This is a genomic window from Nocardia sp. NPDC051929, assembly GCF_044548645.1.
GTDB lineage: Bacteria > Actinomycetota > Actinomycetes > Mycobacteriales > Mycobacteriaceae > Nocardia > Nocardia sichangensis.
Window position 1 is genome coordinate 1 of record NZ_JBIUCG010000028.1, and the last position, 20,890, is coordinate 20,890.

19 protein-coding genes are annotated in these 20,890 nt (G+C 67.4%); 8 read left to right on the forward strand and 11 right to left on the reverse strand.

Annotated features, from left to right (window positions below; genetic code table 11):
* Positions 1-95: 95 nt before the first annotated feature.
* Positions 96-1,166, reverse strand: coding sequence for a DNA polymerase IV (locus ACIHAX_RS31765; RefSeq protein ID WP_355078874.1), 1,071 nt, complete (start codon positions 1,164-1,166; stop codon positions 96-98).
* Positions 1,167-1,355: 189 nt separating this feature from the next.
* Here ACIHAX_RS31765 and ACIHAX_RS31770 point away from each other — a divergent pair, with 189 nt between their 5' ends.
* A complete protein-coding gene (locus ACIHAX_RS31770) occupies positions 1,356-1,940 on the forward strand; it encodes a TetR family transcriptional regulator (protein ID WP_355078873.1) in 585 nt (194 codons plus the stop codon).
* Positions 1,937-2,389 (forward strand): PaaI family thioesterase, encoded by a 453-nt coding sequence (locus tag ACIHAX_RS31775; RefSeq protein WP_355078872.1) that lies wholly within the window; start codon positions 1,937-1,939, stop codon positions 2,387-2,389. The genes ACIHAX_RS31770 and ACIHAX_RS31775 overlap by 4 nt, the downstream gene beginning before the upstream one ends.
* Before the next feature lie 381 nt (positions 2,390-2,770).
* Here the strand turns inward: ACIHAX_RS31775 and lon are convergent, their stop codons facing one another.
* A complete protein-coding gene (gene lon / locus ACIHAX_RS31780; RefSeq protein WP_355078977.1) occupies positions 2,771-5,098 on the reverse strand; it encodes an endopeptidase La in 2,328 nt (775 codons plus the stop codon).
* A gap of 269 nt (positions 5,099-5,367) precedes the next feature.
* On the opposite strand from lon, the gene ACIHAX_RS31785 reads away from it, so the two are divergent.
* The 6 genes from ACIHAX_RS31785 to ACIHAX_RS31810 all read left to right on the forward strand — a co-directional run bounded on the left by ACIHAX_RS31785 (position 5,368) and on the right by ACIHAX_RS31810 (position 11,024).
* The gene (locus tag ACIHAX_RS31785; protein WP_397281340.1) at positions 5,368-6,723 is read left to right on the forward strand and encodes a hypothetical protein; all 1,356 of its coding nucleotides are present in this window, start codon (positions 5,368-5,370) and stop codon (positions 6,721-6,723) included.
* A 113-nt stretch (positions 6,724-6,836) separates the two neighbouring features.
* Positions 6,837-7,628, forward strand: coding sequence for a TIGR03084 family metal-binding protein (locus tag ACIHAX_RS31790; protein ID WP_355078870.1), 792 nt, complete (start codon positions 6,837-6,839; stop codon positions 7,626-7,628).
* Between the two features lie 347 nt (positions 7,629-7,975).
* Complete coding sequence (locus ACIHAX_RS31795) at positions 7,976-8,626, forward strand: hypothetical protein (RefSeq protein ID WP_364434274.1); 651 nt, start codon at positions 7,976-7,978, stop codon at positions 8,624-8,626.
* Positions 8,627-8,647: 21 nt separating this feature from the next.
* Positions 8,648-9,832, forward strand: a complete 1,185-nt coding sequence (gene lhgO / locus ACIHAX_RS31800) for an L-2-hydroxyglutarate oxidase (protein ID WP_364434277.1) — start codon at positions 8,648-8,650, stop codon at positions 9,830-9,832.
* 138 nt (positions 9,833-9,970) lie between these two features.
* The gene (locus tag ACIHAX_RS31805; RefSeq protein WP_355078867.1) at positions 9,971-10,441 is read left to right on the forward strand and encodes an SRPBCC family protein; all 471 of its coding nucleotides are present in this window, start codon (positions 9,971-9,973) and stop codon (positions 10,439-10,441) included.
* Between the two features lie 10 nt (positions 10,442-10,451).
* Positions 10,452-11,024 carry a ribonuclease H gene (locus tag ACIHAX_RS31810; RefSeq protein ID WP_355078866.1) on the forward strand — a complete coding sequence of 191 codons (573 nt, stop codon included), beginning with the start codon at positions 10,452-10,454 and terminating at the stop codon, positions 11,022-11,024.
* A gap of 77 nt (positions 11,025-11,101) precedes the next feature.
* Here ACIHAX_RS31810 and ACIHAX_RS31815 read toward each other — a convergent pair whose 3' ends face one another.
* From ACIHAX_RS31815 to ACIHAX_RS31855, 9 genes are all read right to left on the reverse strand, one after another.
* Complete coding sequence (locus ACIHAX_RS31815) at positions 11,102-11,857, reverse strand: hypothetical protein (RefSeq protein ID WP_355078865.1); 756 nt, start codon at positions 11,855-11,857, stop codon at positions 11,102-11,104.
* Positions 11,858-11,989: 132 nt separating this feature from the next.
* Complete coding sequence (locus tag ACIHAX_RS31820; protein ID WP_355078864.1) at positions 11,990-13,168, reverse strand: MlaD family protein; 1,179 nt, start codon at positions 13,166-13,168, stop codon at positions 11,990-11,992.
* Positions 13,165-14,256 carry an MlaD family protein gene (locus ACIHAX_RS31825; RefSeq protein ID WP_364434286.1) on the reverse strand — a complete coding sequence of 364 codons (1,092 nt, stop codon included), beginning with the start codon at positions 14,254-14,256 and terminating at the stop codon, positions 13,165-13,167. Before ACIHAX_RS31825 ends, ACIHAX_RS31820 begins: the two co-directional genes overlap by 4 nt.
* 8 nt (positions 14,257-14,264) lie before the next feature.
* The gene (locus ACIHAX_RS31830; protein ID WP_379249571.1) at positions 14,265-15,374 is read right to left on the reverse strand and encodes an MCE family protein; all 1,110 of its coding nucleotides are present in this window, start codon (positions 15,372-15,374) and stop codon (positions 14,265-14,267) included.
* The gene (locus tag ACIHAX_RS31835) at positions 15,371-16,369 is read right to left on the reverse strand and encodes an MCE family protein (RefSeq protein WP_355078975.1); all 999 of its coding nucleotides are present in this window, start codon (positions 16,367-16,369) and stop codon (positions 15,371-15,373) included. The genes ACIHAX_RS31830 and ACIHAX_RS31835 overlap by 4 nt, the downstream gene beginning before the upstream one ends.
* Complete coding sequence (locus ACIHAX_RS31840; protein ID WP_355078861.1) at positions 16,369-17,412, reverse strand: MCE family protein; 1,044 nt, start codon at positions 17,410-17,412, stop codon at positions 16,369-16,371. The genes ACIHAX_RS31835 and ACIHAX_RS31840 overlap by 1 nt, the downstream gene beginning before the upstream one ends.
* The gene (locus tag ACIHAX_RS31845) at positions 17,409-18,905 is read right to left on the reverse strand and encodes an MlaD family protein (RefSeq protein WP_397281345.1); all 1,497 of its coding nucleotides are present in this window, start codon (positions 18,903-18,905) and stop codon (positions 17,409-17,411) included. The genes ACIHAX_RS31840 and ACIHAX_RS31845 overlap by 4 nt, the downstream gene beginning before the upstream one ends.
* 7 nt (positions 18,906-18,912) lie before the next feature.
* Positions 18,913-19,776 (reverse strand): ABC transporter permease, encoded by an 864-nt coding sequence (locus ACIHAX_RS31850; RefSeq protein WP_355078859.1) that lies wholly within the window; start codon positions 19,774-19,776, stop codon positions 18,913-18,915.
* A gap of 4 nt (positions 19,777-19,780) precedes the next feature.
* A complete protein-coding gene (locus ACIHAX_RS31855) occupies positions 19,781-20,635 on the reverse strand; it encodes an ABC transporter permease (protein WP_355078858.1) in 855 nt (284 codons plus the stop codon).
* Positions 20,636-20,890 lie beyond the last annotated feature (255 nt).

Here is a 20,890-nt window from a genome sequence, read left to right on the forward strand (position 1 = left end):
GCCGGGTCAGGACGATCCCGCTATCCGATTCGTGTGCCACCATCGCCCAGAACTCCATGCGGACGAGCATACGAGCGTCCGGACGGGTCCGGGAGTTACCGCGGCAGGAGTTCCAGCCGCACGCCGAGCAGACGAACCGGGCGGTCGAGGTCGAACCGTTCGATGATGCGCAGCGCCGTCTCGGCGATTCGCGCGACGTCGATGGTCGGTTCGGGCAGTTTTTCCTGTTTGCTGCGTGTGTAGAAGGTGTTCGTGCGCACCGTCACCGAAACGCGGGTGCCGATCCGGCCCGCCGCGGCCATCTCCTCGGCGACCTCGGTGGCCAGCCGCGCGACCTGGGCGCGGATTTCGCCTGGATCGGTCAGATCGTGCGGGAAGGTCTCGGATTTGCTGCGGCCGATCGGGATTCGCGGTTCGGTGGTGACGTCCGTATCGCCTTTGCCGTGGCCGAGCACCCAGAGATACGGACCGGTGTTCGGCCCGAACTCGGCGGCGAGTCGATGCCGGTCCGCCGTCATCAGCTCGCCTACGGTCCCGATACCGAGTTCGGCGAGCCGGGCGGCGATGCGGTTGCCGATGCCCCAGAGCGCGTTGGTCGGGCGATGGGCCATCACCTCGGTCCAGTTCGCGGCGGTGAGCCGGAAGACGCCTGCGGCGGCGCCCACATCGGCGGCGGGCTCGGCCGACGACTTGCCCGCCGACTTGGCGAAGCCGGTCGCGAGCTTGGCGGTGAGCTTGTTGTCCCCGATGCCGATCGAGCAGGTCAGTTCCAGTCCGGCGATCGCGTCGCGCACCTGCTGCGCGAGGGCTTCCGGGTCGTCGGTGTCGGCGGCGAGGAACGCCTCGTCCCAACCCCACACCTCGACCCGCCCCGGAAACGTCCGCAGCAGGGCCATGACCTCGTCGGAGGCGTCCTCGTAGGCGGCCATGTCCAAAGGAAGGAACACTCCGTCGGGGCACTTGCGCTGAGCGCTGCGCAGCGGCATTCCGGCCCGCACACCGAACCCACGCGCCGGATAGGACGCGCAGGTCACCACCTTGCGCGGTTCGGCGGGATCGCCGTGGCCGCCGACGATGACCGGCAGCCCCCGCAGTTCCGGATGACGGCGGAACTCCACCGCCGCCTGGAACTGATCGAGATCGACATGCAACAGCCATCTGGCCACATGCCGTTCTTACCGCAGGGGTGCGACACCCGGCCGCAATTCCGGCGCGAGCGCCCGCCGACCGGCATCGCCGCACCCGCCGCCGGTCGTGCCATCGTCCGCAGCACCGCGATGAGTCCCACTGCCTGATCCCCCTCACACGGATGTCCTGACATTGCGCGGCCCGCAGAACAGAACTAAATTCTGGATATGAAGATTCGAGATCGGTTGCTACTGGCAGCCGAGCGCCAGTTCGCCGAGCACGGAGCGCTCGACGCGACGCTGACCCAGATCCGGGGCGCGGCGGGCGCCAGCGTCGGTGCGCTCTACCACCACTTCCCGGACAAGGCCGACCTGTACCGGCAGGTGTGGGCCAACGCGCTGGCGGACTATCAGAAGCATTTCTGGGCGGTGGTCGGCGACAGCGCCGACGCGCGGGAAGGCGTCACCGCCGGTGTGCGCGAACACTTGCGGTGGGTGAGCGAAAATCAATATCGCGCAACGGTACTCACCTCCGCGCGGCCGCCGGGAGTGCGCGAGAGCGAGAGCAATCGCCGCTTCATGTCCGACGTGACGCGGTGGTGGCGCACCCACGCGGGATACGGGGTGGTGCGCGATCTGCCCATCGATCTGGTCTACGCGCTGTGGCTGGGTCCGGCGCAGGAATACACCCGGCAGTGGCTGGGCGGTGACATGCGCATCGCCCCTGCTGAAGTCGCGGGCGAGCTGGCCGACGCCGCCTGGCTGGCGCTCGCCGCCGATCGCACCGCGGCCGCAGGGCAGCTGTCCGAGTGACCGCCACCAACACCCTCGACCTGGACAGCGCCAAGAAGATACTCGCCGCACAGCCCTTCGCCACGCTGATCGGCACCGAGATCACCGCCTTCGGCGACGGCGCCGCGACCCTGATCATCCCGCTGCGCCGCGAACTGACCCAGCAATTCGGCTACGTGCACGGCGGCGTGCTCGCCTATGCCGCCGACAACGCCCTCACCTTCGCCGCGGGAACGGTTCTCGGCGCGAACGTACTCACCGGAGGTGTCACCATCACCTACCTGCGGCCCGCCGCCGGCGACCGGTTGCGCATCGAGGCATCCGTCACCGGGGCGACGCGCCGCCAGGCGGTTGCCCACTGCGCGATCTACGCGGAAAGCTCCGGGCGCGAACCGGTCCTGTGCGCGGTGGGCCAAGGCACCACCCGGCTCGCGGAAACGGACCTGGCCGGCACGAACACCAGCCCCTGACCTCACGACGTCCGTTCGCACGCCGCCCGCGCTATCGGGTGACGGCGGCACTGGCCGGGGTGTCGGCGCGCGGGCGTACTCAGGAACGAGATGCGCCGACCGCCTGTGCCGCAGCTCGGCAAGTGCGTTGCGACACAGCACATTCGGCGAGGGTCAGCCGCCGACCCGGTGTGGCGAGGTCCGTCGATGGTGGCCACACCGGGCACGGCCCGCGATGAGCCGCTCCGGTGCTTCACCAACGTCCCTCCGCCGATCGCGACATGCGAAGGGCCGGGCCCGGATACGCTCCGTGCCCGGCCCGTTCCGTCCAAGGTCAGGCGTACCTCCGCCTTCGCTCCGGCCATGCGTGGGCTGAGGACGGACTACGTCCGATCGCACCCATCAGGCGGTCGCCGCGAAGGCAGGCCCCAAGGCAGGCTCGGCGACCGGCTCGATCGCGTAGGCCAGGATGTCGGCCACGTCGGCGACCGGCCGGACGTCCAGCGCGGCCAGCACTTCCGCCGGAACGTCGTCCAGATCCGGCTCGTTGCGCGCCGGGATGAACACCGTCTTCAATCCGGCCCGCTGGGCGGCGAGCAGCTTCTGCTTCACGCCGCCGATCGGCAGCACCCGGCCGTTCAGCGTGACCTCACCGGTCATGCCGACGTCCGATCGCACCTGACGACCCAGCGCCAGCGACACCAGGGCGGTGACCATCGTGACGCCCGCGGACGGCCCGTCCTTCGGCACCGCACCCGCCGGGAAGTGGATGTGGATATTGCGATCAAGCACCGACGGCTCGATGCCGATCTCCTCCAGGTGCGAGCGCACGTAGGTCAGCGCGATCTGTGCCGACTCCTTCATGACGTCGCCGAGCTGGCCGGTGAGGGTCAGCGAGCGCTCGCCCTCGGCGGCGTTCGCCTCGATGTAGAGGACGTCGCCGCCCGCGCCGGTCACGGCGAGGCCGGTGGCCACACCCGGGACGGCCGTGCGTTCCACCGAGTCGGGAGTGAAGCGCGGACGACCCAAGTAGTCCTTCAGGTCGTCCAGACCGATCGTCAGGGCTCCGGCGTCACGCTCGACGTCGTAACCCAGTTCGGGGTCGTAACCAGATCCGGTTTCGCGCTCCGACAGCCGCGTGGCCGCTTTGCGCAGCGCCTTGGCGATCAGCCGCTCCATCTGCCTGACCCCGGCCTCCCTGGTGTAGTCGGCGGCGATCTCGCGCAGCGCTTCCTCGCTGATCGACACCTCCTCGGCGGTCAGCGCGTTGCGCTCCAGCTGCCGCGGCACCAAGAAGTCGCGCGCGATGGCCACCTTGTCGTCCTCGGTGTAGCCGTCGACGGTGATCAGTTCCATCCGGTCCAGCAGCGGGCCGGGGATGGTCTCCATGACGTTCGCGGTCGCGATGAACAGCACGTCGGACAGGTCCAGGTCCAGATCCAGGTAGTGATCGCGGAACGTGTGGTTCTGCGCCGGGTCCAGCACCTCGAGCAACGCGGCCGCCGGGTCGCCGCGGAAGTCCGAGCCGACCTTGTCGATCTCGTCCAGTAGGACGACCGGGTTCATCGAACCGGCTTCCTTCATGGCCCGCACGATCCGGCCGGGCAGCGCGCCGACGTAGGTGCGGCGGTGACCGCGGATCTCGGCCTCGTCACGCACGCCGCCCAGGGCCACGCGGACGAACTTGCGGCCGAGCGCTCGCGCCACGGACTCTCCCAGCGAGGTCTTGCCCACGCCGGGCGGACCGACCAGCACCAGCACCGCGCCGGACCCGCGTCCGCCGACCACCTCCAGGCCGCGGGCGGCCCGGCGAGCGCGGACGGCCAGGTACTCGACCATGCGGTCCTTGACCTCGTCCAAGCCGTGGTGGTCGGCGTCCAGCACCGCGCGGGCGGCCGAGACGTCGGCGCTGTCGGTGGTCTTCACCGTCCACGGCAGCTCGAGCACGGTGTCCAGCCAGGTCCGGATCCAGCCGGATTCCGGGCTCTGATCGCTGGCACGCTCCAGCCTGCCGACTTCGCGCAGCGCCGCCTCACGCACGGTGTCGGGCAGGTCGGCCTGCTCGACGCGGGTGCGGTAGTCGTCGGCGCCGTCGGGCTCGTCCTCACCGAGTTCCTTGCGGATCGCGTTGAGCTGCTGGCGCAGCAGGAATTCGCGCTGGCTCTTCTCCATGCCCTCGCGCACGTCTTCGCTGATCTTCTCGCTGATCTCGGCCTCGGCGATGTGCGCCTTGGTCCACTCGATCAGCGTGGTCAGCCGCTCGGCCGCGTCGGGGGTCTCGAGCAGTTCACGCTTCTGCTCGGAAGTCAGGTACGGGGCGTAACCCGCGGTGTCGGCGATGGCCGACGGGTCGGTCAGCTGATTGACCGCGTCGATGATCTGCCAGGCCTCGCGGCGTTGCAGCACCGAGACGACCAGCTTCTTGTATTCGGCGGCCAGTTCCTTCGTGCGGCCGTCCGGAGCAGGCGTCTCGACCGGCTCGGCCTCGACCCACAGCGCGGCCCCCGGCCCGGTGACACCGTGCCCGATCTTGGCGCGCCGTTCGGCCTTGAGGACGGCCGCCGGGGCTCCGCCGCGCATCCGGCCGACCTGTTCGATGGTGGCGACCACGCCGTAGGTGGCGTAGCCCTCGTTCAGCCGCGGCGCGAGCAGCACGGCGTCGGTCTTTGCGGCGCGCGCGGCATCGATCGCGGCCTGCGCCGATTCGTCCAGTTCGATGGGCACGACCATGCCCGGCAGCACGATCGGATCGGTCAGGAACAGCACCGGCAGGTTCTGAGGTGTAGTCACGTCTTCGACCTTCCAAAAGTTGAGCGATGCCTACTCAACCCCGGGGTGTGTGGGTTTGTTCCGCCCCGACCGGTCCGTTCGCTGACGGCGAAGTGCCGACCGGTACCGCCCCCGCTTCGCGTTGACACCCCGTCCAAGGCAATGAGAACGTTGGGGCCTTGATATCTCATACCGGCGGTACCGCCGGATCGGCCTAGGGAGTCCCATCGATGTCGTCGCTCGCCGCTGGCGTGTTCATCGACTGGGAGAGCGTGACCGGGCAGCCGAAATTCGTGGTCGACCTGGTCACGTTCCCGATCTTCAGCGCGCTGGCGGGATGGCTGACGAACTGGACCGGCGTGCTGATGCTGTTCTGGCCGATCGTCTTTCGCGGCATCCGCATCCCGGGCCTGCACGTGCTCTATCCGTACTTCCCCCGCCGGGTGCAAGTGCTGCCGACCTTCTCCGGCGACGGCCTGCGCCTCGGATTCCAGGGCTTCATCCCGGCGCGGGCGGAGAAGATGGCCAGCATCTGCGTGGACAAGGCCCTGATGCGGATCGGCAGCCCCAAGGATTTCATCCACGAACTCGATCTCGACGGCATCGCCGACTACATCGCGGTGCTGGCGCGGCAGCAGGTGCGCCCGCTGGTGGACGAGCTGATGTACCGGGAGAACCCGGACCTGTGGCGTACGGTGCCGCGCGCCGCCAAGCAGCTGATCTACCAGCGAGTGGATCGGGAACTGCCCGCACTGTCGCGCCGCGCGTTCGCGTCGCTGGGCGACAACGTCGACCAATTGATCGGCATCAAGGGTTTCGTGATCCGCTACCTGCAGGACAACCCGGCCATTCTGAAGGACTTGACCACCACCATCGCGGCGCCCGAACTGCGCTTCATGGTGCGCATCGGCTTGCTCGGCGCGCCCTTCGGCGTGCTGCTGGCTCTGTACCTGCACGTGCACCAGCAGATTCCGGTGCTGGGCTGGGTCCCCGGCTGGGTGATCGTGCTGCTCGCCTCGGCGGCGATCGGCGTGATCGTGAACGTCATCGCGGTGAAGATGGTGTTCGAGCCGGGTGATCCGCAACCGAGGTACAAGTACCTGTGGAAGCAAGCACTGCTGGCCAAACGGCAGCCGCAAGCGGCGACCGATCTGGCGCACATCCTGGCCTATCAGGTGCTGACGCTGCCGAATCTGTCCAAGGAACTGCTGGAAGGCCCGAACGGGGACAAGACCAGGCAGTTGCTGGAGCGCTTGATCGCCGACGAGATCCATCGTCAGCTCGGGCCGACCACCGCACTCGTGCGGGCGGCGCTGGGGCGTCGCCAGTTCGACAACCTCACGGTGGGCGCGGCGGGCGCCGCGGTCGGCTTGGCGCCGACCCTGGTCGAGGACGAGGAATTCACCCGGGAGCAGGCCAAGACCATCGACGAGTTCGCCGCGCGTAAGCTGCGGCGGCTCACGCCAGGGGAGTTCATGGAGATGTTCTACGCCTCCGTCGAGCAGGACGCCTGGCTGCTGTATCTGCACGGCGCGGTCCTCGGCCTCGTCGTCGGAGCCGCCCACTTGATCCTTTTCGGCTGGTAGCAGGGCCGGAACCGGCAAGATAAAACAAGCATGCTTGCCTTTTTTTGGGCTCGCTGCGATGCTGGACGACGGTGGCGCACGAGGCGGTGGGCCCGGAACCGGCAGGGGCGCAGATGGCTGATCTAGAGGCGTTGCTCGGCGACTTCGCCGACGAATGCGCGGACCTGGAACGACTCGTCGCCCCGCTGGCGCCCGCGGAATGGGCGCGCGCCACACCCGCGCCCGGGTGGACCATCGCACACCAGATCGGGCATCTGGCCTGGACCGATGAGATCGCGGCGATCGCCACCGCGGACGCCGCCCGCTTCCAGCAGTTGCTGACCGAAGCCGGACCTCGCGCGCTCACGTTCGTCGACGAGGCCGCCGAGAAGGCCGCGACCGAACCGCCCGCCGAGTTGCTCGACCGCTGGCGGCGTGGGCGCGCGTCGCTCACCGCCGCACTGCGCGCCGTGCCCGCGGGCGCCAAACTGCCGTGGTTCGGCCCGCCCATGAGCGCCGCGTCGATGATCACCGCCCGCATCATGGAGACCTGGGCGCACGGGCAGGACGTGGCCGATGCCATCGGCGTGCACCGCTCGCCCACGGCGCGGTTGCGCACCGTGGCCCATATCGGCGTGCGCACCAGGAATTTCGCCTACACCGTGCACGGAAAGACTCCGCCCGCAGCGGAATTCCGGGTCGAACTCACCGCGCCGGATCGCACCGTCTGGTCGTGGGGCCCTGAGGACGCCGAACAGCGGGTGACCGGACCCGCACTCGACTTCTGTCTGCTGGTGACACAGCGCCGCCATCCGAACGATCTGGAAATCTTGGCGCACGGCGACGACGCCGCGGAATGGCTCACCATCGCACAGGCTTTCGCGGGGCCGACGGGCGAAGGAAGGACAGCGGGCCAGTTCGCCTGACCCGCCCACACCCGGCCCGGTCCATGCGGAATCGGGAGCGGGCGAGCGCCACACTTGGGTGCGCCGTGTTCATGTCGACGGCCGGACGCCGTTGGCCGGGTGTCTCGAGATGGCAGTCGAGAATGGCGCTCGCCAGCTACCCGAATATTTACCCGCCCGTGCGTTCACGGAAACATCGACGCCATGCACGCCAGGGCGCACCGGCTCGCCCCGGGCCGCGCGCGTTGTGATTCTGCTCTCTTCGATCAGGTATGCCCCTCGACCGCACAGGTAATCTGGTCGGGCGTACAGCTTTCCATGGTGCTGATCGCCTGTGGGGAGCAGCGTCGCAGGGAAAGGAGCGCATCGTGACAGCACACCGACCTGCCCAGGTCGCACGGCATGCCGCCGTCGTGCTCGCCGGTGCGGCCAGCCTCAGCCTGACCGTCGCTGCCGGCGCCTATATCGTCCACCAGATCGCCGATACGCAGCGCCCCGATACTCCGATCGCCGCGCCGGTCACCCCAGCCGCCCCGGACGAGCCCGATCGCGGACGAGGCACGGGCTTCTATCCCGTGCTGACCGGCAACAGCTTCGTCTTGCCCGCAGCGGTTTCCGCTCCGCGTGCCCGCCAGCCGGAAATCGCCGAGCCGCAGGTCGATTCGCCTGCCACACCGCCTGGGCGCACGCCTCTGGGCGGGAAAGTTCGATTCGGTGACGCCTACGTCGGCGCGCAAGTCGCGGAGAGCGCGGCCGACACGGTCTCGATCACCGTGGACACGAACGCCTTGACGGCGCTCACGGGTCTGTTCCGCTCCGGCTCCGTGCCGGAGCAACCGGGCGCCGTGACCACCATGCGCACCGACCTCGATACCCAGCGTGGCGAGGTGCGAGTGGCGTTCTCCGACCCGAGTCTGGGCGAGCACGACCTGCACCTGGATCGGCACCCCGCTCCCGCGCCGAAGGGAACCGACGAACGCGCGTCCACGCACGGCGCAGCGGATTCCACCGTGGTGTGACACACCGTTTACCCTGCTCGCATGAGCGCCTACGACTTCTGCGTCATCGGCGGCGGCATCGTCGGCGTGGCGACCGCGCACCGGATCCTGGTGCGCCATCCCGGTGCGAGCCTGGTGCTGCTGGAGAAGGCAGAGCGTCTGGCAGTCCATCAGACGGGGCACAACAGCGGCGTCATCCACTCCGGCATCTACTATCCACCGGACAGCCTGAAGGCCGAGCTGTGCCGCCGGGGTGCGCGATGGACCAAGGATTTCGCGGCGGCACACGGCATTCCGTACCGGGTCTGCGGCAAATTGCTGGTCGCCACCGACGATGCCGAGTACGGACGCATGCTCGCACTGCATGAACGTTCCGTCGTCAACGGCGTGGCCGTCGAACTGATCGACGCCGCGGAACTCGCGCGGCGAGAACCGCGCGTCACCGGTGTCGGCGCCCTCTTCGTCCCGGATACCGGCATCATCGACTTCACTCGGGTGACCGAGGCGCTGGCCGAGGAAGTCCGCTGCGCCGGTGGCGAATTCGTGCTGGGCGCCGAGGTCGCGACGCTCACCGAGACCTCGAACGCGGTGACCGCCGCCGGCCCGACCGGATCGTGGACAGCTCGCCGCCTGGTGGTCTGCGCGGGGCTGCAAGCCGACCGGATGGCACGAGCCGCCGGGCTGCGCACCGACTTTCGCATCGTTCCCTTCCGTGGTGAGTACTACCAGCTGCCGCAGGAGCGCAACGGCCTGGTCAGCACGTTGATCTATCCGATCCCCGATCCGGAATTGCCTTTCCTAGGCGTGCATCTGAGCCCGACGATCGACGGAGCGCTCACGGTGGGTCCGAACGCGGTGCTCGGTCTCGCGCGGGAGGGCTACCGCAAAGGCAGTCTGGACCTGAGGGACGCGCGAGAAGTGCTCGGGTTCCCGGGTTTCCACCGCGTCGCCAAGGCGAACGTGCGCACCGGCCTGCGAGAGCTGCGCAATTCGCTGTTCAAGCGGGGATACCTGGCACAGTGCCGCCGCTACTGTCCGGAGCTGACGCTCGCCGATCTACTCCCTCGGGAAGCAGGAATTCGCGCGCAAGCGGTATTGCGAGAAGGAACTTTGGTGCACGACTTCATGATCGAGCGCACCGAGCGCTCGGTTCATCTGCTCAACGCCCCTTCACCTGCGGCGACCTCGGCCATGCCGATCGCGGAACACATCGTCGACCAACTCTGAGCGCGCGCCGGAGGAGCCTTTTCCCAAGCAACTACTCGGTCGCAATCTTGCGATTCGTCGCATCGAATCGCGCCGAGCCCTCGAATAAAGAGGAGAGCTGTAGTACTTTTAACGCCAGTCGTGGAACAGGGAGGGCCTATGGGCCACATCAAGTACGCGAGTGACGTCGGAGCGCCCGTCGAGGTCGCTTTCAACTACACGGACAACCATCTATTCGTACCGGATTGGATGTTCGGGATCGCGGACTTCGTACCGACCGGCGACCAGGACCGCGGACTCGGCGCGGTCTTCGCCACCACCAGCCGCCTCGCGCTCTGGCAGCCGACCGCCACCTGCGAGATCACCGAATACCGCCGCAACGCGGTGATCGGGTACGCACTGCGCGGACATTTCTCCGGCACACTGCGGCTGCGCTTCGACCCGCTCGGTTACGGGCGCTCGGTGCTGACCTCCGAGGCGGAGTACAGTCCACCTCGCGGAGTGCTCGGACGCCTGAGCGCCGGCCTGCTCGACGCCGCGGTGAGAACGGCGTTGCGCCGCACGGAGTCGCGGTTACGGAGGGAGATAGAGGAATTCCACGGTACCGATCTTGTCGGTCGGATTGCGTAGGGTGCCAGCCATGATCATCGTGAGCACCGACGGATCCTGCCTCCGCAATCCCGGCGGCGCCATCGGCTGGGCTTGGGTCAATCATCAGGGCTCCTCGGCGAGTGGGGGAGCCGCTTCCGGAACCAACCAGGTCGCGGAGTTGCGCGCGGTGCTGGAGGCGATCGTCGCCCACCCCGGGTCCGAACCCCTGCTCATCGAGAGCGATTCGCTCTACGCCATCAAATGCGCCTCGGAGTGGGTGTCGGGATGGCGGCTCAACGGCTGGCGCACGTCGACCGGTGGGGCGGTGAAGAACGTCGAACTCGTCCGGCAGATCGATCGGGCCATCGCGAGCAGGCCGGGACCGGTCCGGTTCCGTTGGGTGCGCGGACACGTCGGCAACTATTTCAACGAGCAGGCAGACGCACTGGCCGGAGAAGCGGCTCGGCAGGCCGCGGTCACCGCGGCTGTCGCCGAGGCGAACACCGTGGAAATGCTCGCGGTGACTGTGGAGGAAACGCCGACGGCGCCGGAAGCGCCGAAAGACGAGGCCGCGGGGAAGGCGGCCGCGCCGTCGGCGCCACAGGCTCTGACGCTGTTCTGATGCGCCCGCCGAAGCGCCGCGAGCTGCCCGAATGACCTCCGGCGGTGGTGGCTCGGCCCACCGCCGGAGGCGCTCGGCTAGTTGCCCGGCTGCGGTACGGGCTGACCAGACGGTGCGGGCTGCCCCGGGGCGCCCGGCGCGGGAGCACCGCCCGGCGCGGGAGCGCCCGGCAGGCCGGTGCCCGCGCCCTTCAACATCGGCGAATCGAGCTTCTCGACCAGCCACTTGTCGCCCGACTTGTGCAGCTGGGCGATCACCACGACGAACTGCCGCTCGGGGTTGGCCTGGGTGAAGTTGGTCCGGTACTGCGTGAGGGTCACCAACACCTTGGCCGAGGTCTGGTCACCGGACTGGTAGCCGCACTGCACGTCATCGACCCAGGATTTGACCTTGGCCTGCACCATGGCGTCCTTCAACGCCTTGGTCGCGTCGTCGAACTCCTTGAGGAACTCGCCCGACGAGCCCGCCTTCACCGTGGTGAAGTAGTCGTCGAGATTCTTCGAGTAGTCGTAGACCGAGACGTCCTTGCCGAACGCGCACGCGGCGTTGGTCGAGTCGCGGATCGCGTCGAGCTTGTCGCCGCGATCCTTGCCTTGCAAGAAGAACACGACCACCGCGGTGATCGCGGCGACCGCGAGCACGCCGGCCACGAACGCGGCCACCAGCGGAAGCGAGGTGGATTTCCCGGCCTTGTCTGCCTTCTCCGCCTTGGACAGGTCGGGCTTCGCCGCGCCGGCGGCATCCTGCGACTTCTCGGTCACCGCGTCGGTGTCGTGGTCGGAGGCGGGCGTGGTCTCGGCGTCCTTGCCGGTCTCGGCGTCGTCGGTAGACATCGATAAAACCTGCACTTTCCCGGCGCGCGTCGGTGCGCACCGATTGGCTTCAGCGGCCCGCGACAGCGAACCTTACGGGTTCCACCGGCGAGTATGCCCGCCCGGCGGGACGACCGCCGGGCCGGGTACGACTCACCGCACCGGAGGCAGCGTCCGCTCGTTGGGATCCACACCCGGCGGCATGTGCGCGCCGTTGTCGGGCACGTCGGGCCGCGGCGCGTTGGCGGCGCCGCGGATCTGCTGACCCGGCGGCGGGTTCTCACAGTAGTTCCACTTCGGGATCGTGCCGTCCTGCACGACCTCGTTGCGGATCTTGGGAGTGTTGTAGGTGCAGAACGGCCGCGGCCAGATGTCGATCATCGCGTGGAACTCGCCGTCGTGCGCCGGAATGCCGAGCGCTTCGCCACCGAGCGCGAGCGAGGGGAACAGCGCGCGCAGCGCGGGCAGTCGCAGCTGCGCCGCCTTCGTGATCGCCTGGAAGTTGGTCGCCAGGCTGGTGATCGGATCGGCCGTCTTGTCCACCACCGCGCCCAGGCTGGTGAGCTGGCCCGGCGCCGTCTCCAGCACCCGTTGCAGTTCCGCGTTCGCCTTGTTGAACTGCTCGAACAGCACGCCGGAGTTGCTGGTCAGCGTGGCCAGATCGGGCTGCGCCATGGACGTGGTGTTCGCGATCGTGCGCAGGTTGGTGATCAGATTCGTGGTCTGCGGCAGCAGCGAATCCAGGCCCGCCATCGCCAAGCTGATGCCGTTGACCAGCCCGCGCAGCTGATCCGGGCCTCCGCTCAGCGCGATGTCCAGCTCGTTCAGGATGACCTGGAAGTGATCCGGGTCGATCTGCGCGATCAGGGCGCTGGAGTTGTCCAGCACCGACCACACCGGCGTGGGCGTGTGGATCTTGTCCGGATCGAACTTGATCACCGCGCCGTTGGCCAGATAGGGCCCCTGCTCGGCGTTCGGCCGGAAGTCGATGTACTGCTCACCCGCACCGGACAGCGCTTGCACCGCGATCTGGGTGTCCACCGGGATCTTGTACTTCGACTCGATCTGCGCGGTGGCGGCGATGGACTGGCCGCGATCGGTCAGCTGGATCGAGGTCACCTTGCCGATGCGCCAGCCGCGCAACGTCACGTCGTTGCCCGGCTGCAGACCACCGGAACGGTCCAGATTCACCGTGACCGTGTAGTCGGACCGCAGCGGGTTCACCCGCATCACGTTCACCATCAGGTAGGCGGCGCCGACCAGCAGCACGAGCACCAGACCCAGGTTCGACAGGAAGATCTTGCTTCCGAACACTTTGCGCACGGAGGTCATCGCTGGCCTCCCGCCACTCGACCCTGAACGAGTTGGAGCACCTGGATCAGGCTGCCCGCGAAGTCCTGCAAGTCGTTGAGATCCTGGAGCTTGCCGTGCTGCGGATCGGTGAGCGCGCTGATGTCCAGGTTGGTCGCGGTCGCGTACACCGCGAAACTGCTGCCGCGGAAGGTCGCGTCCACCTTCGGCCGAATTACGCGCAGCCGATCCAGCAGGACGCCGAAGCCGTCACCGGTCTTGGCGATCGCGTCCATCAGCTGATGGGTGTTCTGCAGCAGTCCGTTCAGGTTCTCGGTCGAGGTGTTCGCGTAGTCGCCCAGCGCGGCGCTGGTGGTGGACAGCTTGGTGAGCAGATCGCCGAGGGCCCGGTTGTTCTCGGCGATCGCGCCGATCATCTGCGGCAACGTGTCGGCCACCTCGCCGAGCTCCGAGCGCCGCCCCTCGATGGTGTTGGCGAGGGTGCTGAACTCGCCGAGCACGCTGTCCACCCGGGCGGAGTTGGCGTTCAAACTGCCGACCACTCCGGTCATCTCGGTGATCAAATGGGCGAGCTGCTCGCCACGCCCGCCGACGATGGAGTCCAGCTCCGAGCCGAGCTTGGAGAGGCTGGCGATGCCGCCGCCGTTGAACAGCATGGAGACCGAGATGAGCAACTGCTCGACGGTCGCGCCCGCCGAGGTGCTGTCGATGGTGAGCGTGTCGCCGTCGTGCAGCATTGCCGCGCCGGGCTCGGTCTTGGGCTTGGACACCGCGACGAACACGTCACCGAGCGGGGTGGCCTGACGCAGTTCCGCCGTGCTGCCCTTGGGCAACTCGATGTCCTTGCGGATGGTCAGGTCCACGATGGCCTGGAAGTTCTTGGTCTTGATGTCGGTGACCACGCCGACGTCCGAACCGCCGATCTTCACCTTCGCCTGGTCGGGCAGGTTCAGCGCGTTCTCGAAGACCGCGTGGATGGTGTAGGTCTCCCCGCCCTGGCCCGGTTTCGGCAGCGGCAGCTTCTCCACGGTGAGCCCGCAGCCGGAGGTGACCGCCACACCGGCCACCGCGGCGACGGCGACCAGTGCCCTGCGTGCCTTGATCGTCATTCGGTACGTCATTTCGTCAGTCCGAGCAGTGCGGCGGTGAGCCCGTAGTCGGGGCCGAAGTCCTGCATGTTCCCGGTGCGGCAGCCATCGGCCTTCATCTGGATGCGTTCGCAGAACAGGCTGACGATCTCACCCGACAGCGCGGTGCCGATCACCGCGTGCAACCGGACGTACTGGTGCTCGCGGTTGATGATGTTGTCGACGTTCTGCATGACCATCGGCGCCAGGTCGGCGACCTCGGTGAGGCCGCGAGCGTTGTCGCGCAGCTGCTGGGTCACGTTGGTCAGGCCGGTCATCGTGCCCTGCAACTGGTCCTGGTACTGCGTCAGCGTGGTGCTCGTGTTCTGCAGGAAGGCGAGCAACTGGTCGAGTGTGGCCTGCAAGCCGGGAGCCTGTTCGGCGAGCAGGCCGGTCATCTGGGTCACCCGGTTGCTGAAATCGCGCACCGACTGATCGTTGTCGGCCAGCATGGTGGTGAGGTCGTTCAGCTTGATGATGATGCTGGAGATCGCGTCCTTGTTGTCCACACCGACCTTCAGCGCGCTGGACAGCGCGTTGAGGGTGTCGCGGATCTTCTCGCCGTTGCCGTTGAGCATCGGGTACAGCACCCGGCCCGACAACGGGCCGAGGCCCTCCTGCCCCGGCTCCGGCTTCAACGCGGCGGCGAACTGATCAATGGTCTTGATCATCGTGTCCAGCTCGACCGGGGTCTTGGTGCGGGCCTTGGGCAGGTGCGAACCGTCGGACAAGGTCGCACCGCCGGTGTACACGGGGGTGAGTTCGATGTGCCGGTCGGTCACGATGGACGGCGAGATGATCGCGGCCATCGCGTCCTGCGGGATCTTCACGTCCTTGTCGAGGGACATGTGCACCTCGATCAGCGTGCCCTTGGGCACGATCTTGTCGACCTTGCCCACGTCGAGCCCGAGCACCGTGATCGGGTTGCCTTCGTAGATGCCCGCGATGTTGTCGAAGTCGGCGGTGATCCGCAGGGTGTTGCCCAACGCGTCGTTCACCGAACTCGGCAGCAGCGAGCAGCTGCCGACCGTCAGCGCGGCGGCGCTGATCAGGAGCGTCTTCGCGACGGTCCTCAGCGGAAAGCCCGTGCGGAATTTCATCCCTGGCACCCCTCGATAACTTGGGCGAAGCACAACCAGTTGTCCGGGAACAGCCACGGCAGGCCGACATCGCCGTACGGACCGCTGCCACCCCAGGAGTTGGCCAGGTAGCGCAGGGTCGGCGGCATGAGCGACAGCATCCGATCCAGGTTGTCCTTGTTCTTCTGCAGGCCCTCGGCCATGGTGTTCAGCTGCTGGATGGTCGGGCCGAGCTGATCGTTGTTCTCCGCGCCGATCGCCTCCAGCTGCTTGGTCAGCGCCGCGACGTTGTCCAGCAGTTGGCGCAGCAGCGCCTGGCGCTCCATCACCCGGTTGGCGATGGCCTCGCCCTGGGTGATCACCAGCAGGATGCTGTTGCGGTTGTCGGCGAGGATCCTTGTGACCCGATCCAGATCCTTGAGCAGGGCGTCCACTTCGGTCTTGCGGCTGTCGATGACCTTGGCCAGCGCGCCGACGCTGTCCAGCGCCTGGGCGGTGAGCTGGGGCGAGCCGTTCATCTGCTCGTTGATCAGGTTCAGCGAATCGGCCAGCTTCTTGGTGTCGAGCGCCTCGAACTTCGGGGTGCCGACCTGCACCACGTCGGCCAGGTTGTACGGAACCGTGGTGTTGGACACCGGGATCCGCTTGCCCTTCAGACCCGAGCCGTCGCCCGGCTCGAGGTCGACGTACCTGGCGCCGAGCAGCGTAGCCATCTTGATCGAGGCACGCGCGTCGGGGCCGAGTTTCACGTCGTCGCTGACGCTCAACGTGAGCAGCACGTGACTGCCCTCTAGTTCGGCGCCGACCACCCGGCCCGAGGACACCCCGGCGATGTTCACCTTGTCGCCGACCCTGATGCCCGCGGCCTGCACGAACTCGGCCTTGATCGACTGCTCGCCGACGCCGATCAGCTTGTAGACGCTGGACACCAGCAGCAGCACCACGATGAGGGCGCCGCCGATGATGCCCAACCAGAAGTACCGGTTGCTCTCGAACCTGGACCTGAGCTTCGTCATCATGGGCGGCACACCGCCGAGTGCGAGGTGCCACCGATCTGGGAGAACAGGCCGCGGGGGAACAGGACGCCGTAGAGCGACACGTCCAGGCCGCACAGGTAGGCGTTGGCGTAGCCGCCCTCCGAGGTGTGCCTGCCCGCCGCCGACAGGACGTTCGGCAGGTCGATCGCGGCTTGGTCGAGCTTGGCGCCGTTGTCGAGTAGTAGCGTCAGCGCCGCGCTGGTGGAGTTCTGCGCCGTGCGCAGACTCGGCTGGACCCGGTCGAGCATGCCGACCACCGATGTGGTCGCGCTCGCGATCTGCTCGGTCGAGGCGAGCAACGACTGTCCCTGTTCGTACAGCCCGCCGATCAAGGCCCGGGTCTGGGTCACCAGGGTCTCCAATTCATCACCTCGTTTCGCCAACCCGGACATAACGCCCGACAGGTTGGTGATCACATCGGACAGGATCGCGTCCCTGCGCTGGAAGTCGGTGGCCAGCTGGGCGGCCTGGACGATGAACGCGCTCAGCGAGACGCCGTCACCTTGCAATGCCTGGATGAAGGTTTCCGACAGCCGGTTGACCTGTTCGGGCTGCAACACCTGGAACAGCGGCTGGAACCCGTTCAACAGACCCGACACGTCGAACGACGGCTCGGTGCGGTCGATCGGGATGGAACCGTTGTTCTTCAGCGGCGCGGGGTTCGACCCCTTGCCGGGGGCCAGCGCCACGTACCGCTGACCGATCAGATTCTGGTAGCGGACCAGCGCTTTGGTGTCGTTGTAGATCGTCTGGTCGCGCTGCACCACGAAGGTGACCTTGGCGACCGACTTCTTCAGATTCCCGTCGCGGCCGAGCTCGATCTTCTCGACCTTGCCGACCCGAACGCCCGCCATGCGGACGTCGTCGCCCTCGTGCAGGCCGAGCACATCGGAGAACGTGGCGGAGTAGGTGTAGGTGTCGCCGCTGACGATGCGCGCCAGCGTGTTCCACACCACCACCGTCACCAGGATCGACACGATGGCGAAGATGCTGAATCCGATCAGCGGTTTGCGAATGCTCATCGTGCGGCACCGTTGTCGGCCACCTGCATGGTTCCGCCCTTCAGAATCGTGCTCAGCAGCAGGTATTCGGCGGTGGTCGGCGTGCGGCCGAGCAGCGCGGTGATCGCCGAGTCACCCCGGTAGGAGATCGGCGCCGCCGACGGCGTGCCCCCCGGCGCGGCGGCCGGAGCCGCGGGCGCGGGCGCTGGAGCCGCGGCGGGCGGGAGCAGGCCCGGGGGCAGCATGGGGAACAGACCCTCGAGCGGGGTGCCCGCGAACGGAGCGGGAGCGCCGCCGGTCGGGGCGGTCGCGGTGGCGCGGTTCGGATCCGGGGTGGTGACGCCGGGAATCAGCGGCAGACCGGGCATCGGCACCACCGGAGGAAGCCCGGCGGCCGAGGCGAGCGCGCGCGGCTTCAGCTGCTCCGGCAGCTCGCCGACATCGGCGACAGCGGGGGCGGTGTAGCAGCTCGGTCCGACCATCTCGCCGTAGCGCGGGCAGTCGGCCACGGTGTAGGGCCGGTACGGGGTGAGCGTGATGCCCGCGTCCCAGACCTGCTGCTTCTGCGGACCCCAGGTGAACGTTGTGTCCATCCGGCGCATGGTCTCGCTGAGGTTCAGCAGGCTCCTGGTGATCGCGTCGGGGTCCGCGGCGAGGGCGCCGAACATGTCGTTCGTGCCCGCGGTGACCTCGATACCCACGTTCGGGTTACGCGCGAACAGGTCGTTCACCGTGTCGATGGTTCCGCTGGTGCCGGTGATCAGCGAGACCAGCTCGCTGCGCCGGTCGGCAATGGTGCGTGCGGTCTGCACCGAGCTGCCGAGCACGTCGACCAGCTCGGGCGCGGACTGGTTGAGCGCGTGGAACGACGCGGAGAAGTCGCCGAGCAGCACACCGAGATCGGGAATCGACTCGTCGACGGCCAGCAGCCAGCGGTCCAGCCGCTCGACGGTGGAGCCGGGCATCCGGCCGCTGCCGTCGAGAGCCTGCGACAGGGTGCCCAGCACCCGGCCGAACTGCACCGGATCGATCTTGTCGAGGATGTTGCGGACCGTGGTGAGCGTGTCCTGCAGCGCGATGGTGCCCTTGCTGCGGTCTTCCTCGATGACCGAGCCCTCGTGCAGGTACTGGTCGGCCGGACCGTTGAAGACGAGTTCCACGGAGGTGACGGCGAACAGGTTGCTCGGCACCACGCGAGCGGTCACGTTGGACGGGATGTCGCCGGCGAACTCCGGCTTCATCTCGATCCGCACCTGCTGCAGCTCGCCCTTGGCCGCCACGTCGACCGTCTTCACCGCGCCGACGAGCACGCCGCGGAACTTGACGTCGGCCTGCTCGGGCAGACCGTCACCCGTGGTGGTCAGGTTCGCGGTGACGTTGACCTTCTCCTGGAAGTAGCCCTTGTAGCGCAGCATCAGGAAGCCGAGCACCAGCGCGAACACGACCAGACCGCACACGCCTGCGATGAGCAGCTGCCGCATCGTGGGCCCGCGCCCACTGGGATCGATGATCATCTGGTGTCTACCCCGAGATCCGGATGCCGGGGTTGACGCCCCAGATCGCCAATGTCATGAACAGGTTCGCGAAAACGACCGCGATGATGCACATCTTGATCGCGCGGCCCGCGGCCACGCCGACGCCCTCGGGGCCACCGGAGGCGAAGAAGCCGTAGTAGCACTGGATGAACGTGGTGATCGCGACGAACAGGATCGCCTTGATCAGCGAATAGATGACGTCGGTCGGGACGAGGAACTGGTAGAAGTAGTGCTGGTAGGTGCCGGTGGCGGTGCCGCCGATCAGCTGCACCGTCAGCGAGCAGGAGACGTAGGCCATCGTGAGGCCGAGGCAATAGAGCGGGATGATGGCCACCATCGACGCGAACATCCTGGTGCTGATCAGATACGGCAGCGGCCGGATGGCGATGGACTCCAGCGCGTCGATCTCCTCGGAGATGCGCATGGCGCCGAGCTGCGCGGTGAACCGGCAGCCCGCCTGAGCGGCGAAGGCCAGCGTGGCGAGCAGCGGGCCGAGTTCGCGAGTCGTCGCGAACGCCGAGATCGCACCCGTGATCGGACTCAGGCCGAGCAGGTTCAGCGAGTTGTAACCCTGGATGCCGACGGTCATGCCGCCGAACGCACTCAGAATGACGACGACGCCGATGGTGCCGCCGCCGACGACGAGGTTGCCGTTGCCCCAGGTGACATCCGAAAGCAGGCGCCACACTTCCTTGGGGTAGTGCCGCAGCGCCAGCGGGATCGAGCCGATCGAACGCAACAGGAAGAACACCTGGTGGCCGAGCCTGGCGAGCAGATCGACCGGAGCCTGCGCGGATTTCCGGAACGCCTGGAGAGGCCGCAGCAGCGGCGGTACATAGGTTGATGACACCGGCTCAGACCACCTGTGACGGGAATAGTGCGTTGTAAACCTGGGTGATGATGAGGTTCACCCCGAACAGCATGATGGCGGAGCTCACCACGGCGGAATTCACCGAGTTCGCGACACCGCCGGGACCGCCCCGGGTGTTCAATCCGGTGTCGCAGGCGATGATTGCCGCCAGCAGACCGAAAATCAGCGATTTCGCCAGAGCGACAAGCAGATCGGTGGTAACCGCGAACGAAGAGAAGGTGCCGACGTAGGAACCCGGCGTACCGTTCTGCGCGAAGATATTGAAGATGTAGCCGGTCAAGAAGCCGACGAAGACGACGAAGCCGCACAGCAGCACGCTCACCAGCATCGCCGCGCCCAGACGCGGAGCGACCAGCCTGCGCATCGGATCGACGCCCATCACCTTCATGGCGTCGATCTCCTCGCGGATGGTGCGCGAGCCGAGATCGGCGCAGACCGCGGAGCCGACGGCGCCCGCGATCATCAGCGAGGTGACCAGCGGAGCGCCCTGCTGGATGATGCCGAGGCCGTTGGCCGCGCCGATGAACGAGGTGGCGCCGACCTGCCCGGCGACCGAGCCGACCTGAATCGAGACGATGACGCCGATCGGGATGGCGACCAGCAGCGTGGGCGCCGCGGAGACGCTGGCCATGAACGCGCACTGCCGGACGAACTCAGCGAAAGGGAAGCGCCTGCGGAAAATCGAGACGAACAGTTCGGCGACAGCGGCGAAGCCCATCGTGATCTGTCTGCCGAAGGTCTCCAGCGAACGCTTGGGATGATCTTGCCAGTAAGACCTCGTCCAATCGACCGCACCACTGAACCGTGACCCTGATGGTGGACTCTCGGTCGACTGCACTGGCTAATCCTCCTCGACGCCGGTTGGTAGCCCCGGCGACTCGTTTGCTTGACGCACCTTACTACGGAGTAGTGCAGAACACACCATCCACTTGTGATCGCAGTCATAGATGTTCCTCACCGTTGCCGGAAAGCAATGGTTAGGGCGCGGAACATTGGGAACCACACCAAAGTTGACCAGCCGAGCTCTGGCACAAGCTACAGCCGAGCTGCGGGAATGCCCGATCGCTTCCGGTCATTCGGCGAATTACTTTGG

What these genes read in the sequence shown, in the direction of transcription:
- ACIHAX_RS31810 (WP_355078866.1), top strand. Translation starts at nt 10,452, where the DNA reads ATGATCATCGTGAGCACCGACGGATCCTGCCTCCGCAATCCCGGCGGC.
- ACIHAX_RS31815 (WP_355078865.1), bottom strand. Translation starts at nt 11,857, where the DNA reads ATGTCTACCGACGACGCCGAGACCGGCAAGGACGCCGAGACCACGCCC.
- ACIHAX_RS31770 (WP_355078873.1), top strand. Translation starts at nt 1,356, where the DNA reads ATGAAGATTCGAGATCGGTTGCTACTGGCAGCCGAGCGCCAGTTCGCC.
- lhgO (WP_364434277.1), top strand. Translation starts at nt 8,648, where the DNA reads ATGAGCGCCTACGACTTCTGCGTCATCGGCGGCGGCATCGTCGGCGTG.
- ACIHAX_RS31840 (WP_355078861.1), bottom strand. Translation starts at nt 17,412, where the DNA reads ATGAGCATTCGCAAACCGCTGATCGGATTCAGCATCTTCGCCATCGTG.
- ACIHAX_RS31785 (WP_397281340.1), top strand. Translation starts at nt 5,368, where the DNA reads ATGTCGTCGCTCGCCGCTGGCGTGTTCATCGACTGGGAGAGCGTGACC.
- ACIHAX_RS31820 (WP_355078864.1), bottom strand. Translation starts at nt 13,168, where the DNA reads ATGACCTCCGTGCGCAAAGTGTTCGGAAGCAAGATCTTCCTGTCGAAC.
- ACIHAX_RS31835 (WP_355078975.1), bottom strand. Translation starts at nt 16,369, where the DNA reads ATGACGAAGCTCAGGTCCAGGTTCGAGAGCAACCGGTACTTCTGGTTG.
- ACIHAX_RS31790 (WP_355078870.1), top strand. Translation starts at nt 6,837, where the DNA reads ATGGCTGATCTAGAGGCGTTGCTCGGCGACTTCGCCGACGAATGCGCG.
- ACIHAX_RS31830 (WP_379249571.1), bottom strand. Translation starts at nt 15,374, where the DNA reads ATGAAATTCCGCACGGGCTTTCCGCTGAGGACCGTCGCGAAGACGCTC.
- ACIHAX_RS31845 (WP_397281345.1), bottom strand. Translation starts at nt 18,905, where the DNA reads ATGATCATCGATCCCAGTGGGCGCGGGCCCACGATGCGGCAGCTGCTC.
- lon (WP_355078977.1), bottom strand. Translation starts at nt 5,098, where the DNA reads ATGGTCGTGCCCATCGAACTGGACGAATCGGCGCAGGCCGCGATCGAT.
- ACIHAX_RS31825 (WP_364434286.1), bottom strand. Translation starts at nt 14,256, where the DNA reads ATGACGATCAAGGCACGCAGGGCACTGGTCGCCGTCGCCGCGGTGGCC.
- ACIHAX_RS31805 (WP_355078867.1), top strand. Translation starts at nt 9,971, where the DNA reads ATGGGCCACATCAAGTACGCGAGTGACGTCGGAGCGCCCGTCGAGGTC.